This is a genomic window from Anabaena sp. FACHB-83 (assembly GCF_014697485.1).
Taxonomy (GTDB): Bacteria; Cyanobacteriota; Cyanobacteriia; order Cyanobacteriales; family Nostocaceae; genus Nostoc_B.
Genome location: NZ_JACJRY010000018.1, coordinates 105,329 through 120,698, shown reverse-complemented (window position 1 = coordinate 120,698; position 15,370 = coordinate 105,329). Strand labels below are relative to the sequence as shown.

The 15,370-nt window shown below is 41.3% G+C and carries 11 protein-coding genes; 7 read left to right on the top strand and 4 right to left on the bottom strand.

Annotated features, from left to right (window positions below; translation table 11 throughout):
* Nucleotides 1-238 precede the first annotated feature (238 nt).
* Nucleotides 239-1,108, top strand: a complete 870-nt coding sequence (locus H6G79_RS21080; protein WP_190593263.1) for a DUF5895 domain-containing protein — start codon at nucleotides 239-241, stop codon at nucleotides 1,106-1,108.
* A 75-nt stretch (nucleotides 1,109-1,183) separates the two neighbouring features.
* Here the strand turns inward: H6G79_RS21080 and H6G79_RS21075 are convergent, their stop codons facing one another.
* Both H6G79_RS21075 and H6G79_RS21070 read right to left on the bottom strand, forming a co-directional pair.
* Nucleotides 1,184-2,428, bottom strand: a complete 1,245-nt coding sequence (locus tag H6G79_RS21075; protein ID WP_190593264.1) for a murein transglycosylase A — start codon at nucleotides 2,426-2,428, stop codon at nucleotides 1,184-1,186.
* A gap of 3 nt (nucleotides 2,429-2,431) precedes the next feature.
* The gene (locus H6G79_RS21070) at nucleotides 2,432-2,686 is read right to left on the bottom strand and encodes a hypothetical protein (protein ID WP_190593265.1); all 255 of its coding nucleotides are present in this window, start codon (nucleotides 2,684-2,686) and stop codon (nucleotides 2,432-2,434) included.
* 353 nt (nucleotides 2,687-3,039) lie between these two features.
* Between H6G79_RS21070 and H6G79_RS21065 the strand changes: the two genes are divergently transcribed.
* From H6G79_RS21065 to H6G79_RS21055, 3 genes are read left to right on the top strand one after another with little or no spacing between them, the layout of a single operon-like run.
* Complete coding sequence (locus H6G79_RS21065) at nucleotides 3,040-3,831, top strand: TIGR04255 family protein (RefSeq protein WP_190871361.1); 792 nt, start codon at nucleotides 3,040-3,042, stop codon at nucleotides 3,829-3,831.
* Between the two features lie 4 nt (nucleotides 3,832-3,835).
* Entirely contained in the window at nucleotides 3,836-4,459 is a 624-nt protein-coding gene (locus H6G79_RS21060) for a hypothetical protein (RefSeq protein WP_199334080.1), read from the top strand.
* Nucleotides 4,460-4,467: 8 nt separating this feature from the next.
* A complete protein-coding gene (locus H6G79_RS21055; protein ID WP_190593267.1) occupies nucleotides 4,468-5,268 on the top strand; it encodes a hypothetical protein in 801 nt (266 codons plus the stop codon).
* Nucleotides 5,269-5,415: 147 nt separating this feature from the next.
* Here H6G79_RS21055 and H6G79_RS21050 read toward each other — a convergent pair whose 3' ends face one another.
* Nucleotides 5,416-6,813 (bottom strand): Rieske 2Fe-2S domain-containing protein, encoded by a 1,398-nt coding sequence (locus H6G79_RS21050; protein WP_190593268.1) that lies wholly within the window; start codon nucleotides 6,811-6,813, stop codon nucleotides 5,416-5,418.
* A gap of 138 nt (nucleotides 6,814-6,951) precedes the next feature.
* On the opposite strand from H6G79_RS21050, the gene H6G79_RS21045 reads away from it, so the two are divergent.
* Both H6G79_RS21045 and H6G79_RS21040 read left to right on the top strand, forming a co-directional pair.
* Nucleotides 6,952-7,704, top strand: a complete 753-nt coding sequence (locus tag H6G79_RS21045) for a PAP/fibrillin family protein (protein ID WP_190593269.1) — start codon at nucleotides 6,952-6,954, stop codon at nucleotides 7,702-7,704.
* Nucleotides 7,705-7,863: 159 nt separating this feature from the next.
* Nucleotides 7,864-8,184 carry a helix-turn-helix transcriptional regulator gene (locus H6G79_RS21040; protein WP_190593270.1) on the top strand — a complete coding sequence of 107 codons (321 nt, stop codon included), beginning with the start codon at nucleotides 7,864-7,866 and terminating at the stop codon, nucleotides 8,182-8,184.
* A gap of 118 nt (nucleotides 8,185-8,302) precedes the next feature.
* Here H6G79_RS21040 and H6G79_RS21035 read toward each other — a convergent pair whose 3' ends face one another.
* Complete coding sequence (locus H6G79_RS21035; RefSeq protein ID WP_190593271.1) at nucleotides 8,303-10,069, bottom strand: tetratricopeptide repeat protein; 1,767 nt, start codon at nucleotides 10,067-10,069, stop codon at nucleotides 8,303-8,305.
* A gap of 457 nt (nucleotides 10,070-10,526) precedes the next feature.
* Between H6G79_RS21035 and H6G79_RS21030 the strand changes: the two genes are divergently transcribed.
* On the top strand, nucleotides 10,527-15,038 hold the full coding sequence (locus tag H6G79_RS21030; protein WP_190593272.1) for a CHAT domain-containing protein: 4,512 nt from the start codon (nucleotides 10,527-10,529) through the stop codon (nucleotides 15,036-15,038).
* Nucleotides 15,039-15,370 lie beyond the last annotated feature (332 nt).

Below are 15,370 nucleotides of genomic sequence, written 5' to 3'. Positions count from 1 at the left end.
AGGAGATGACTGCATCTGGTAGTGATGGGTTTATTTTAGCGTCTAGGTTGAAAGTGCTGAGTACTGAGTGCTGAGTTCTGAGTAAAAATAATAATCTCTAGCCCCAAGTCCCTCTTGTTAAAATCTACTTCATAATGTGCAGAATGTACCATTTGGATGGTACAAATGGGAGATACGATTCCCACATCAGCGCATAACAATCAACTTGGATAGTAAAACTTACCTACAGCCTAAAACGATGAAAGCATCTGCTAAGTTCGACTTTGAGGACGAAAAATTTAATGCGCCGCCTTCTCAAGTCATCCCTTGGTGTCAGATGATTAATCCTCGGTATGGCACTGATGGGATGCAAACCTATGGTCTCGCCATCAAGTTAGATAATGCTAATGCTGTGGGTTTTCAGCCGGATGAAAATTGGCAGCAAGTAGAGCATGAATTTAGCTCTGGTGTCGAAACAGTTTTTATGACTACTACTCCGCGCTTGGTGATAGTGCGCCGAGGCCCTTTGTCAGTCAAAGACCGGGAAACAGGGCTGAAGTTAGGTACGCTCAAAGAAAATTATGATGCTTTTTTAGCGGATAAACTGAAGTTTAAAACTTTTACGCGCTATTTAATTTTCTTAGTCAGTGAAGATAAGAAATTTTTACATGACTTGCCACTACAATTAACCCTGAATGGTGCAGCCGGAGCAAGTTTCAGCAAAACCTATTGTGAGTTTCAACAAGGCAAAGTGGTGAGTGGTTTTGTTGCCGAATTAGAAAAAGCTTATGCTGTATATCGTAAACAACCATTAACACCAAAAGGCCCTTTGTTCCACGCGCATGGGATATTCTGCCCGATAATTGAGTGTGAAGAAAGAGGTATTGAGCCGAATACTGTATTAGTTGCTTCGACTGTAGATTACAAGCATCCAACAGTGGGAACATTAACACAATACCTGATTGCTTCTGATGCGCCTGAGTCGGCGATTATTTGCAAGTATTTTGAAGAATACAAAGAATTTGGTAAGGAACCAGTGAGAACAGAAACCAGTAAACCAGTTATGGCTGGTGTTTCTAGTTCCTATATTTACGCTGATGAAGATGATTTTGGTTATCCACCATATTAGGTGGGGAGTTGTGAGTGGGGAGTAGGGAGTAAGTAATTTTTCTTCCCCCATTCCCTACTCCCAATTCCCTACTCCCTAGTTTTTGAGTAGCAAATAATATAGTGAACCATTGCCACCTGTAATTCCAGCGCGATCGCCTGCTAGTTTACCAGTTCCCATAAAGTAATCTACCCTGCCTGGGCTTTTAATCGCACTGCCTGTATCTTGGTCTAAGACAAAACGGCTGACAGTACGCGGTTGTAATTTGCCACCAGCAGCAGGATAGGGGAATGTACCATTAATTAGTGCTAGTGCGCCAGGAGGCATCAGCGATTTATCAGTCGCAATGGAACGTTCTGCTGTCACCGGCACATTAATACTACCAGTGGCTTTTCTTCCTGGAGCTTCTTTAAAGAACACAAAGCGTTCCCAACGAGGCAAATAATTATTTAACTCTAGAGGATTTTGCTGGAAGAAACTAATCAAGCGTGGCATGGTTAAGCCGTCTAGGGGCAGTTTGCCATCTTTGGCGAGTTCTCTGCCGATGCTAGTCCAAGGATAGTCAGTACCGCCAGCGTAACCAACAGAAGTAGTTTTGCCATTGGTTAACCTGATTTGGGCAGAACCTTGGATATGTACCATGTATGCGTCTAAGCGATTGCGGAACCACAACAATTCCAAACCGCGCAACTGGCTTTTATTTCCCAGTAAACCATCTTTGCCTTCCAACTCAATGCGTTTTGGGTGGGGTTTAGCCCATTGGTCAAAATTTGGCGGTAGTCGATAAAGGGGATACTTATATATAGAAGTTCTAACGCGACTGGCCTGATAAATAGGCTCATAGTAAGCAGTAAATTTAACAGTACCCTTGCCATCATTGCCAACAGACTTGTAAAACACAAACTCTCGCTGAACGGCTGTTCTGAGTTGACTGGCAGATTTGGCTGTTGTGACTAATTGCCGGAAACGCAGTAAACTGCGCCGCACGCGATCGCGGGTAATTCCTGGCACCGGATAATCTTGATAGGCGGCGATCGCTTTATCTTTTGCCAAATAATCTAAACTATTGTCAATGGCCGCTAAAAGAGCTTTGCGATCGCCACTTTTGCCTGGACGACCAAAAATTTGATCATCCCATCCCAAACAAGTAGATACAGGAGTACAAGTATCACTAATTTCTACAGGTTCGAGTGGTAATTGGAACTCAGGGGGAGTGCTTGGCTGTGTAGGTAACGGTACAGGTAATGGTATAGTCGTCGGAACTTGAGCAACAGCTGGCCAAATTGTGTTAACAAGGGCAATTCCTAGACTCAAAGAAGCCAAAGCAAGGGTTTTTCTCATGATTTAGTCGAATCTTTCAACACTAGAACTAAACAGTGGTTCTACCCGGATTGCCACAATCCGAGATGGGCGGACAACCATATACTCTCCCTGAATATTCTTGATCGGTACACTGATAAAATCATTCGAGGTAGACTTGGGTACTAGTTCGCCACTATACCATTTTTGAAATTCTTGAATAGTTGGAAACCGCACTTCTTCACGATGACCAGTTTCCAGCAACAGGTGTACAGCGTACTCATTCGGTGTTCTAGGCATAAAGTTGAATCATTAAAAATATGTTCAACCCATGTTAACCACGTCACCCCAGAATGAAAAGGGTAAGCATACGGGAGCAAGAAAAGCTATCCGGAGAGTTTTGCATTAATTAACCATGAGCTACTACTCCTAAGTCTTGACTTTTATTGTCCCTCTAGACGGCCAATAGTTGAACCTGTTCCTGGAAATCTCTGTGCAGGCTGGGAATAATAAGGAGTCAAACCCAAAACCATGTAGAGACGTTTCCTCAATTTTTAACCGTTAAGCTAAACCAAAATTTTATTTATATAATTTCAGTCCGTAAAAGTGTAAAATGAGATGTAAAGTAGAACCATGAAATCCTTGCGGGGTATATGACAGCAACGTCGTCGAAAATGACTCTTGCGCCCGTGTTCTACACATTGGCTCAGGTTCAATTTAACCCAATTACCCAAATGTCGGATTATGTTGCCCATTTGCAGGAGCGCCTGCGCCGAAGTGGGTTCCCTGACTTCCGCGACGAAAATCAAGTTGAACTCGAAATTCGCCGACTAGACGAATCACAACCTGATGTTCGTCATATACCACATAGGCGCTGGAGTTTCACGAATACTGAATGTACCGAAGGATACGTATTGCTCTCGAATGCCTTGGTTTTTCACACTACTAGATACGAGACCTTTGCAGATTTTTTGAACAAAACCATATCTGGCTTAAGTTTGGTACATGAAATAGTTGAACTGGCTTATGTTGAAAGGATTGGACTTCGTTATCTTGACGCTGTTGTGCCGATGGATAATGATACTCTCCAACAATACTTGAGTCCATCTTTGCTTGGATTTTCTCCAAGCTTACAAGGTAGTCTAAATCATAGCTTTACTGAGACGGTCACAACTATCGGGTCTGGTAATTTGGTTGCTAGAGCATTGATTACGGATGGGGGATTAGCTTTGTCACCTGACTTGATGTTGTTACAGCTCAAGCTGAAACCCCGATTCACAGAGATTAATGGGCGAAATGCCGTGTTAGATACTGATTATTTCGTCGTTAGACGAGACAGCTTTGACCTTAAAGAAATTGAAGATCAGCTTTTGAAGGCGCACGACATCATCGCCAATGCTTTCAATGTTTCGGTGACTGAATACGCTAGAGAAAAGTGGGCTTAAGACTATGACTATAACAATACAACCTTATCCCTCCTCTCCTGTTCAAGATAAAAAGACCAATAATTTTCATCCAGCTATCAAGTTAATTGATCCACCAGTTTTAACGCCAGGCACAGGTGGTATTTTGACTGCTCAAAGTGCTACCGAGTTAAACAGATGGGTCTATGATCCACGTATACATATCGAACCTTCTCAGTCCAAGCATATTGATACACGCTCCCCTGCTGATCATGTTGCCAATATCCGTGATGTATTTTCTGTAAATATGTCTGATCTGGCTTCTGTTCTTGGGGTCACTCGTCCTACTGTCTATGCTTGGCTGGCAGGACAAGAGCCAAAAGAAGAAGCTGTAATACGTATTCAGCAGTTATCTCGCGCCGCAGACAAATTTAATCACGCAAACATCATCCGTCTAGATAAACTGGTGCATCGTCCAATTTTAAATGGGCGTTCCTTGCTCGACATACTCAAGACAGATGAAGACCCAATAACATTTTTACCAACTCTCAAGGCAGTAGCTGATAGAGAAGCTCAGACCCGGCGTGAATCTAAGGGATCTGGTAAACACCTGAGATCGCTCGATGATGTATTGAGTGAGTTTCCTGTGTCTATCTATGAAAGGAGTTAGTGCGAGCAATGCCTTGGTCTCGAAACACATCCTGGCGGCAGGGTAGCGTACTGGCGCAGAAAGACTTTCAGGCAGTAGGTTTGAGCGACGTACCTGATGCTGATCTGGCTATAGCAATATCTCATGATTGCGATATCGCCAATGACAATCTAGATGTTGAGCCAACTGTAGAATTTATATTTGCTCGTATTCTAGAGGAGTGCGATGGAAATTATACACATGGGAAAAACCCCCGCACTCTACACCTGGAATACACACATGGTGAAACCCCTGTTTTCCTTAAGCTGCTCGCGCCAGAAAGATTCATATTAGACAAAAATACGCTTGAAGCAGTGCAGCCTGACGAATCTTATGGACTTACTCCTCGTTCTCGGCAGATTCTTCAGAATTGGTTGGCAGCTAGATATCGCCGCCATGCTCTACCGAACAGCCTTGTTGATCGGCTTCGTGAATTTCTTAAACACATTGATAAGAAAGGCAAGCAAAATTCTTCTGGAATATTGTTTTTCCGTCTGTCCTATGACCCCGAACATGAACTTCCTTCCGAAGAACCCTATGAACTCAGGCTATACGTTGTTTATGTCACTGATAAGGAGGAATACAGCACGATAGCTCAAGAAATTGTACAAAACCTGAAAACGGAATTTCCGAAACTTTTAGAAAAGACAAAGAATTGTGGCACGGTGATTCTATGCAGTTGCGAAGCGGTTTCTGAAATGGAATTCACGGTTCGCGATATGCGTGATACAGTTGAATATCATCTTGAACACTTAAGCTATCGCACTGAGCCTCCAGACCCAGTGATTTAGTTGTAACTACCCTGCCGCCTCAAAATCATCAGCAGTTCAGCTAACCTTGCCAGGATTGGAATAGATAGCAGAATAAAGTGCGATCGAGAATCATTATCAAAACCTTGTTGGGTTTCGCTGTTGCTCCACCCAACCTACCCTGCTTTGCTATATATTTCGTGGTGGAATTTCTCGCCCTTGATAAAATTGCTTTTCTAACTTGCCTAAACCAAACCAAATTCCGCCACCCAGTAATACAGCTAAGTTGGCAATAATGACCGTGATATGAGAAATATCACCGGGAAATAATACTGATAAAGACAACAAACTCCAAATTAATGCGGTTGCTATCACTACTCCTAAACGCAAACTTTGGAGGTTTTTTAGGGCAGTTCGACAACTGCTGCAATGTTTGGTGTGGGAATGGTATCTATCTAATAAAGCTGCTTTGGATAGTGGCGGCGGTAAAGTTTTTCCTGGAAATGATTCTGCACAATATTGCTTGACCCAAGAACGCAATTGAAATACAAAAATATCCGCTTTAGTTGGTAAATAAAATGCTTTGCTAAAGTTATCAGTGCCACCTTTTTGTTCTAAATAACGTTCTTGGTGATGTAAGAAAATCTGGTCATCTTCCAGTACGCCATTTTGCCCTAGATGAGAGTACCAGCGAGGCGTGAGTTTAATAAATAACCCTGGTAATTTTGATGAAAATTTGAAAGGAAAACGGGCAAATAAGCGACATTCCCCCTTACGGATGGGAGTTGCGTAAACGACTGTTAATGTTCTACCAAATTGCTTGGAGGTGAGATCATGCCACATCAACCCCGGCGCAATAAAGGTAGTATCTTGTTTGCCTAAAGTGCCTTTGCGGGGGCCTTCTTGCCAAAGTCCTTTAAAGCCCCATTTACCAGACTCGACAATTTCTAATTCGACTGGCGCAACATTAGCGCGGTTGCCAACGGTGCGATGATGGGTATAAGGAATGTGGCTGGAATCGAGAACATTTTCCATTAATGTCAAAGCATCATAAGGTAAGTCTCGAAAGGTATTCAGACAAACCCAGCCATCTGTATCTTCTTCTAAAACATCAACGATGGGAACCTGTGTTTTGGCAGCATTCTCAGCTTGACCAGGATAAACAAACAATAACCCTTGTCTGACTGTGGTTGGGAATGATTTTACACAAGCGCGGGGAGATGTTTCGGCTTTTCCGCCTGGTACTTGTTGGGGAATGCTTTCACATTTGCCTGTTCCCGAAAATGCCCAACCATGATAAGGACATTCTAGCCGTCCATCTTCATTAATTCTGCCTTCGGAAAGTGGCGCTAAACGGTGGGGACATTGGTCTTCAAAAGCCCGCCAAGTTTGTTCATTGTTATCCCACCATAAAACTAAGTCTCGCTCTAGTAAGGTGAAGCGTGTTAGCTGGGATTTATCTAAATCTGCAACATAGTGGACAGGATACCAAACTTCTAACCAATCAAAGCGTTCTGGGTCTAGTCCACCAGCAGGTAAATTTTCTGTGGTTGTTGGGGATAATGGCTCTAACAAGCTGTTGGACATAATGAGTGAGATGCTTCAAGTAATAGTTGTCTACCCACCAAAAATGTAACAATTTTTTAAAGAAGATGGCAGGCAAGCAACATGAAATCAGCCAATGGTCTAGATTAACAAGCAGTTGCATAAAAGAATTTCAACGCTATGGCAGTAGATACAAGAGAATGTGTAAAGGCGAAACTAGCTTTACGTCAGATATTGGCTGCTTGTGGTGGTAACACTAAGGACGAAACGGTAATTGCTGCTATTGAAAATTTGCGACTTGTTAACCCAAATCCAGCACCAACTCGTAAAGGTAAGCTATTAGATAGTAATTGGGTATTAATTAGTGCGCCTAATTTTCCGGGCGGTAAACGGTTGGGAAATGGTAAGTTTGTCTACACTCTTGGTCGTCTGGCGTTTAATATGTTTCAGCCGACAACACTAAAATTAGTAATTGACCGAGTTTCACAACCTATTTTTTTATTAGGAAATGGCGAACAGCGTAGTCATGATATTGTTGTGGAATTTACAACGGTTGATGAAAATTACCCACAAATATCGGGGGTTGTGCGGAATTTGAGTGTGTGTGAACCAATTAGTGATACGGCGCTACAAGTCAAATTTACTGGAGGGATTTTAGCACCAAAAGACCCAAATAAAATGGATGAATGGCGAACAATTTTTGGTCAGCAGAGTCAAAATGTCAAACGCAGTTTAAAAGATAGTTTGATGTTTGGTTTGTTTAAATTAATGTTTGGGCTGGTTCCGCCACAAGGAATTAATTCTGAGACTGGAGAAGCTAAGTTTATCATGGAGCGATCGCCTAAAGGTCGGCTAGAAATTCTCTATCTTGATGAGGAGTTGCGAATCACTTGTGGCGAAAAGGAAATGATTTTAGTATGTGAAAGGCAATAGTATATTTTGTAAGAATTCAGAACTCAGGAGTCAGAAGTCAGAATTTAATAGCAATTCACAACTATTCATCTGTTGAGCCAGAATAATTTTACAAAATATACCAACATTCTGACTCCTGGATTCTTACAATATTTCTATTCCCCACTCCCACTCATCCTCATGCAAACTCCCTCTACTGTTCCAAATTTAATTGCTGCGGGCTTTCATGCACTTTCCGATCCGTTACGGATTAATGTGCTGGAATTATTGCGACAGCAAGAACTTTGTGTATGTGATTTATGCGATGCTTTGAATGTTAGTCAATCAAAACTCTCATTTCACCTCAAAACTTTGAAGGACGCTGGTTTAGTTAATTCTCGTCAAGAAGGACGTTGGATTTATTACAGTTTAAATATTCCCCAATTTAGTGTTTTAGAACAGTATTTAGCAGGTTATAGTCAGCATAATTTGATATCATCTGTACGTTCTTGTTGTGATTAGTTTCTACTCAGCACTTGTTATTTTTGTAGAGAAGCAAGATCCCCGACTTCTTCAAGAAGTCGGGGATCTGAACACTACGAATTAGTACAAATTAGAAGACTGAAACTGGATATTAGGATTAACGCACTTTAGTCTCTGGTACAACTGGTAATTTAGGTTTTTGTTGTTCTTGTTGTGCTTGCAATTTTTGTTGGGCAATGGGTTGATTAGCTAATGCTAAAGCATTTTTGGGATCAAGTTGTAAGGTGGCGGTAAAAGTATTGACGGCATCTTCTAATTTACCCAATCTTAATAAGGCAACGCCTTTACCTGCTAAGATATTTGCATCCATAGGAGCTAAAGTACTGGCTTGATTATAAGCATTAATCGCCTCATTATATCGAGCTAAGTTAAATAAAACGATGCCTCGGTTGTACCATCCTTGGGGTAAATTAGGGTTAATACCGATCGCTCTATCCGCAGATACCAAGGCTTCTTGATTTCTCGATAAATGCCACAAAACCACACTCCTGTTAGCCCAAATATTGGCTATGAGTGATTGATCTGTGAATTTGCCCACATTTTCTAAGGCTTTATTATAAGCTGCTAGAGATGCGGAATAGCGGTCTAAGGTTTTGAGGATTCTGCCTTTATTAAACCATGCTTGGGCATATTTGGGATTGATTTCGGTGGCGCGATCGCTACTGGCAATTGCATCAGAATATCTGCCTAAATACCATTGAGTTGCGGCACGATTATTCCATGCTTCAGCATAGTTGGGATTGAGGGCGATCGCTCTTTCGATTGAGGCTAATCCTTCTTCATAATTTCCTAATCCGGCTAAGGCGATTCCTCTTTCTTGCCAAGCTAAGGCGGGGCTGACATCACCCCAGCGACTATCCCCTTGGAGTGCTTGTTCTGCGGCTGCTTGTGCTTCTTTAAATTTGCCTAATTTGTTGAAACTGGCACTTTGACTGGCTAAAGCCAAAGCATAATTAGGACTTAGTTTGACAGCAAATTGGTATGAAACTGCCGCTTGTTCTGGTTTACTAATGGCTGCTAATGCTCTACCATGTTCTAACCAAATATCTGCATCTTTGGGATTCATGGCTACGGCTTGATCAAAGGAGGCGATCGCTTCTTCTAATTGTCCGTTTTTTTTCTGTGCCAAGCCTTTAGTATACCAAGCAATTGCAGGTGTAGTATCACCCCAGTTTTTATTAACTTTAATGGCTGCGTCACAAGCGGCGATCGCTTCACTGAATCTGTTTAAATTGGATAATGCTTGGCAATTTCCGACTAAGGCTAATGAATTGTTGGGATGAATTTCTAAGGCGCGATTATAGGAGGTAATTGCTGCGTCTAATTGTCCTAATTTACTTTGCCCTAAAGCCCGGTTATACAAGGCTACAACTTCTGTATGATTGCCCCAGTTACCATCAGAACGTAAGGCTAAATCACAAGCGGCGATCGCTTCGGCAGTTTTGTTTAAATTTAATAAGGCTTCACATCTTTGCGCTAAAGCTAAAGAATATTTGGGTTGCAGGCGCAAGGTGCGATCGGCTGATACTAAGGCTTCACTATACTTGGCTTGCTGGAGTAGAATTTCTGTACGGGTAATCCAAATTTCTGGTTCGTCGGGTTTGATAGAAATACCTTGATTGCAAGCTGCGATCGCTTCATCATATTTCTTTTCCTCTCCCAACAACTTACAAAAATTCGCCCAATAGTCAAAGTCTTTAATTTCTAATTTTTCTTGGGCAAACAAAGTTGTTGGTACTAACGAATTTGCTAATACAAAAACTGCCGTTAGTCCCCCGATAATGCTGCTGGATGTAACTGCTTTACTTATCCCCTTATTAATAGCTTGTTTTTGTGTTGGCTGAGTATCATAAAAATGTCTCATATTTTTTAAAATTTTTCAAAAATATTTAATGTTACCGACAATAATCAATTAAGCAGGTCGGTGAAATTAAAAATAACTAGTGAGGGCTGTCATTTGTTATTGGTCATTGGTCATTTGTAAGTGTTTCCAGGATATTTACGCTTCGTAATATACTTTGGTTTATTTCCACCGACTTACTTAAATCCTCACACAGAATTTAGTTACATAAATTCTTCTTCTGTCACCTGTCACCTGTTCCCTACCTCCATAAATGAATTAGTCCGTATTAACTTTAGCAAACACATCCATAACAAATTAATTTTGCAAACATTCGCAAAAATTAACATCTTTAACTAGGAGAAACTGCAAACTTTTATAAATTGTTGGCAACTTAATAAGCTAATCTATATTCTATTGATGCAAAAGATAACTAAAAATTTTAAACTCTCAATAAAAAAATTAAAAAAATATAATTTTTATGCAGCCAGTAATTTCTATCATCATCAGAGTTTACAATCGCGCCAATTATCTCAAATTAGCCATAGAAAGTGTTTTATCACAAACTCGCCCAGATTTTGAACTATTGATTTGGGATGATGGTTCTACAGATCATAGCCTAGCCATTGCCCGTGAATATGAACAGCGTGATCGCCGCGTGCGGGTAATAGCCAGCAAATATAATCTGGGAGTAGCCAAAGCTTTAAAAGGTGCGATCGCTGCAACTCGTGGTAAATATATTGGTTGGCTAGATAGTGATGATTTACTCGCCCCCACTGCACTAGCCCAAACCACAGCCGTATTAGATGCTAAACCCAATATTGGCTGGGTTTACACCGACTATTTAGACATTGATGAAAATAATACAATTCTTAGTTATGGCTATCGCTGTCTGGTACCTTATAGCCGAGAAGAACTGTTAAATCGGTTCATGACATTTCATTTCCGCCTAATTCGCAGTGAAGTGTTGGAATTAGCTGGAGGAATTGACGAAACACTGGCAATAGCAGAAGATTATGATTTATGTCTGCGACTTTCCGAAGTTGCGGAAGTAGAGCATATCTATCAGCCCTTATACTACTATCGCACCCATCCCGAAACAATATCACAGCAACGCAGACAAGAGCAAATTAAGAACTCCCAACTTGCAATTATCAAGGCAAAAAAACGCCGACAGCAAATTCAACCTAGTTTACAAAAAAAAGCCCTCATTCCTGGTAGCAAGATAAATTTCCCTGCTATTACCAAAGCTAAAAAGCCAACATTAGCACTCAGCAATATTGCCTTGCTGTTATGCCTCATACCCACAGCCGCCATAGCCCAAAACATCACCCCCGCCAACGACGGCACAGGTACAACAGTTAACACCCAAGGTAATAACATTAATATTGGTGGTGGTAGCCTCAGCAGCGACAAAGCCAACCTTTTCCATAGCTTCAGCAAATTTGGACTCGATGCCAACCAAACAGCCAACTTTTTATCCCAACCATCCATCCAAAACATTTTAGGCAGAGTCACAGGTGGAGACGCATCCATCATTAACGGCATAATTCGCGTCACAGGAGGCAATTCCAACTTATATTTAATCAACCCCGCAGGTATTATCTTTGGGCAAAACGCCAGTTTAAACGTACCAGCCTCCTTTACAGCTACTACAGCCACTCGTCTCGGTTTTGGGAATAATAACTGGTTAAATGCTGTTGGCACAAACAACTACAGTCAACTTATTGGCACACCTAATAGTTTTGCCTTTGATAGTAGTGTTGCTAGTGCGATTTTCAATCAAGGTAATTTAGCTGTACCAACTGGCAATAATCTCAGTTTATTTGGTGGCACAGTGGTAAGTACAGGCAGTTTATCAGCCCCTGGGGGTAACGTCACAATTGCATCTGTACCGGGAAGTAGTCTACTCAAAGTCAGTTTGGCAGGAAACCCGTTGAGTTTGGAAATTCAACCGTTAAATTCCCCTAATAATAATTTGCCATCGAATGATTTAGCGGCGTTATTAACTGGTGGTGGTGGAGGAAATGCCACTAATTTAGTTGTAGATAATGGTGAAGTAAAGTTAACTGGTTCTGGTTTGACTGTGAGTAATGGTGATGTTGTCGTCAATCAAGCATCTGGGAAAAATGTCACCCTGGCAGCTAACCACAATTTAACACTACCAGAAAGTCAACTTGCTGCCACAAATAACTTAAATTTACTGGCGAAAGATACAGTCAGAGTGCGTGATAGTGTCGCTAAAAGTTTCTCGGCTACTGCTGGCAATAACCTGACGATTCAAGGCAATCAAGGTATTGATATTTTTGCGATTAATCACTTACAGCAAACAACATTTATTAGTGGTGGTAATCTCTCTTTAATCAGTGATGGCAATATTTCTTTAGACGCGCATTTTGCTAGTGGTGGTAAATTTTCAATTCTCAATTCTCAGCAGCAAGGGGCAGACTTTATTAGTTTAGTTGACCCAATTTTTAGTTCTAACGAAGATGTTACCTTTGGGAACTATAATGGGCCATCTTTAAAAGTAGAATCCCGTGGCAGTATTACGACTGGCGAAATTGTGATAACTGGTGCAGATACCGCCCTTTCTAGTACTACTCCAGATGGTCAAATTTTGAGTAGTCAGCCAGCTTTGATTTTACGAGCAGGTGTGACTAGTTTAGAAGAAGTTACCACTGGTAATCCCTCTAGTTTTATTACCAGTGGCTCTTCATTCACATCAACAGGAAGCACATCTTCTCCAGGTAATGTAAATGTCACAGGTGATATTTCATTTAGTCTTTATGGTGGCCCTGTAATTATCAGTGCTACAGGTGATATTACAACTCAAAATATTACTAGCTCTGGTTTCAGTAACACCAGTGGTGATGTGACTTTAACCGCAGGCGGTAGCATTACCACAGGTGATATTGACACATCAGCATCAGGTTTCGGAAATGTTGTTGCAGGTGCAGTCACCCTCCAAGCCGGAACTAGTGGCACATTTGGGCATAATATTACTTTTAATAGTATTAATACTCAAAGTTTTAATTTTAGCGTAGGTACAGCCCAAGGCGGAGATGTTAATGTTTTGGCCTATGGATTGGTAAGAGGTATAAGCTTCATTCCTGATGGTGAAGGTGGTTTTACTGGTGATACCATTAACGCCACTGGTACCACTCAATCCGGCTCAATCACAATTCAACATGATGGCGGGCCGAATAACGTCCCATTTATTGTGGGCAATTCCACTACTAATGGTACAGCCGGAAATATTGTGAGAAATGATACGCCCACAACAACTACTTCATTTCCAGTTTTACCCAATGGCGGCACAGTTACAGATACTGGTAATGCCGCTAACTTTACTTCCATAAATACGCCACCCACCATCACAACCGATTCACTCTTTTCCACAGTTCCAAATAAATCGATAACTTTTACATTTGGGTCTTTAAATCCGATGATCAGTGATGTCAATAATGACAACTTGACGATCATTTTTGATGCGATTTCATCAGGTACTTTAACTTTTCAAGATGGTACGCCCGTGACATCTGGTAGCGTATTAACTTCTAGTACGGTTTTAGTATATACGCCACCAGCAAATTCCAATGGTGTTATCCCAGCTTTCACAGTCAGAAGCAGTGATGGCGTTTCTCAATCTGATCCGCAACAGGTGAATGTAACTGTTGTTTCCGAACCAAACATTGATGACCCCATTCCTGTACCACCGATCATAGTTAATCCGCCAGTAAAAGTTGTTGTAGACCCAGTATCTAAACTGGATGAAAAGTTTACTGACAAAGTTGGGGAGTATTTAGGAGAAGGCAAACCTCTAGTTAAAACTGTGACAGAGGCGCAAGAAGTTCTCACGAAAATTGAAGCTTCTACAGGTGCTAAACCTGCCTTAATTTACATTTCATTTGTTCCTGCAAGCATTAAAGAAACGGCTCAACTACCCATTCTTTCTAAAGATAACGATGTTTTAGAATTGGTAGTGGTGACAGCTAAAGGTGAACCAATTCGGCAAGTATTTCCAAATGTAACGCGATCGCAAGTTATCGCCGCCAGCCGTCAATTAAGCAGTGCAGTTACAGACCCCGCCCTGCGTCGCACCTATATCAAGCCTGCTGAACAACTATACAATTGGCTAATTGCACCCCTTGAATCTAACTTCAAAACCAGAGAAATTAATAACTTAGTTTTTCTCATGGATACGGGATTACGCGCTATGCCCGTAGCCGCACTTTATGATGGTAAACAATATTTAGTTGAACGCTATAGTGTTGGTTTAATGCCCAGCCTCAGCTTAACTAACACTCAATATGTTGACATTAAAAAAGCCCAAGTTTTGGGTATGGGCGCATCGAAATTCATGACCCTCGATCCGTTACCAGCCGTCCCCACAGAATTAAACACCATCACTCAAAAAATTTGGCAAGGTAAAGCCTTTTTAAACGAAGCCTTCACCTTGAAAAATCTCAAAGCCCAACGACAACAAACACCCTACGGCATTATTCACCTAGCAACTCATGGTGAATTTAGAAAAGGTGCGCCCGGTAACTCTTATATTCAATTGTGGGATAGCCAACTGAGAATGGATCAAATGCGTCAACTTGGCTGGAATAACCCCCCTGTAGAACTGGTGGTGCTGAGTGCTTGTCGTACAGCCTTGGGTGACGAAGATGCAGAATTAGGTTTTGCTGGCTTTGCGGTACAAGCTGGTGCTAAATCTGCATTAGCTAGTTTATGGTATGTCTCCGATGAAGGCACATTTAGCTTAATGACCGAATTTTACGAAAAGTTACAAAAAGCCCCGATTAAAGCCGAAGCCCTCCGACAAGCACAAATAGCTATGCTGAAAGGAGAAGTACGCCTAGAAAACGGTAAACTCAAAACATCTCATGGTGATTTACCTCTACCACCAGTTCTACTAGAACTTGGTGACAAAAGCCTGACTCATCCTTATTTTTGGTCAGCCTTTACCATGATTGGTAATCCTTGGTAGATCAAAATATTTTAGGACTTATGTACCAAGATTGTCTGTGAAGAATGGGTGTTGGGGTGTAAGGGTTTGAGATACATATACGCCTACACCCCAAAAGCTTGATTTTGCGTCTTACAGCATAAGTCCTAGATTAATATCAAGCTATGACAGTAGCCAAGTTGGTTAGGACATCGATAAATAATAAAACTTAGACACCATAAAGTTTTTAACCCTGTCATCTGTCACCTATTACCTGTCCTCTGCCATATATTGAAAGATTACTTCACATAAACCTGAATATTTTATTGATTTTCTGCAATTTTTGACCTAAACAACTCGAATAAGTATATACT

Bases quoted from the DNA above. Each gene is read 5' to 3' on its own strand.
- H6G79_RS21080 (WP_190593263.1), top strand. From the start codon at position 239: ATGAAAGCATCTGCTAAGTTCGACTTTGAGGACGAAAAATTTAATGCG.
- H6G79_RS21075 (WP_190593264.1), bottom strand. From the start codon at position 2,428: ATGAGAAAAACCCTTGCTTTGGCTTCTTTGAGTCTAGGAATTGCCCTT.
- H6G79_RS21070 (WP_190593265.1), bottom strand. From the start codon at position 2,686: ATGCCTAGAACACCGAATGAGTACGCTGTACACCTGTTGCTGGAAACT.
- H6G79_RS21065 (WP_190871361.1), top strand. From the start codon at position 3,040: ATGACAGCAACGTCGTCGAAAATGACTCTTGCGCCCGTGTTCTACACA.
- H6G79_RS21060 (WP_199334080.1), top strand. From the start codon at position 3,836: ATGACTATAACAATACAACCTTATCCCTCCTCTCCTGTTCAAGATAAA.
- H6G79_RS21055 (WP_190593267.1), top strand. From the start codon at position 4,468: ATGCCTTGGTCTCGAAACACATCCTGGCGGCAGGGTAGCGTACTGGCG.
- H6G79_RS21050 (WP_190593268.1), bottom strand. From the start codon at position 6,813: ATGTCCAACAGCTTGTTAGAGCCATTATCCCCAACAACCACAGAAAAT.
- H6G79_RS21045 (WP_190593269.1), top strand. From the start codon at position 6,952: ATGGCAGTAGATACAAGAGAATGTGTAAAGGCGAAACTAGCTTTACGT.
- H6G79_RS21040 (WP_190593270.1), top strand. From the start codon at position 7,864: ATGCAAACTCCCTCTACTGTTCCAAATTTAATTGCTGCGGGCTTTCAT.
- H6G79_RS21035 (WP_190593271.1), bottom strand. From the start codon at position 10,069: ATGAGACATTTTTATGATACTCAGCCAACACAAAAACAAGCTATTAAT.
- H6G79_RS21030 (WP_190593272.1), top strand. From the start codon at position 10,527: ATGCAGCCAGTAATTTCTATCATCATCAGAGTTTACAATCGCGCCAAT.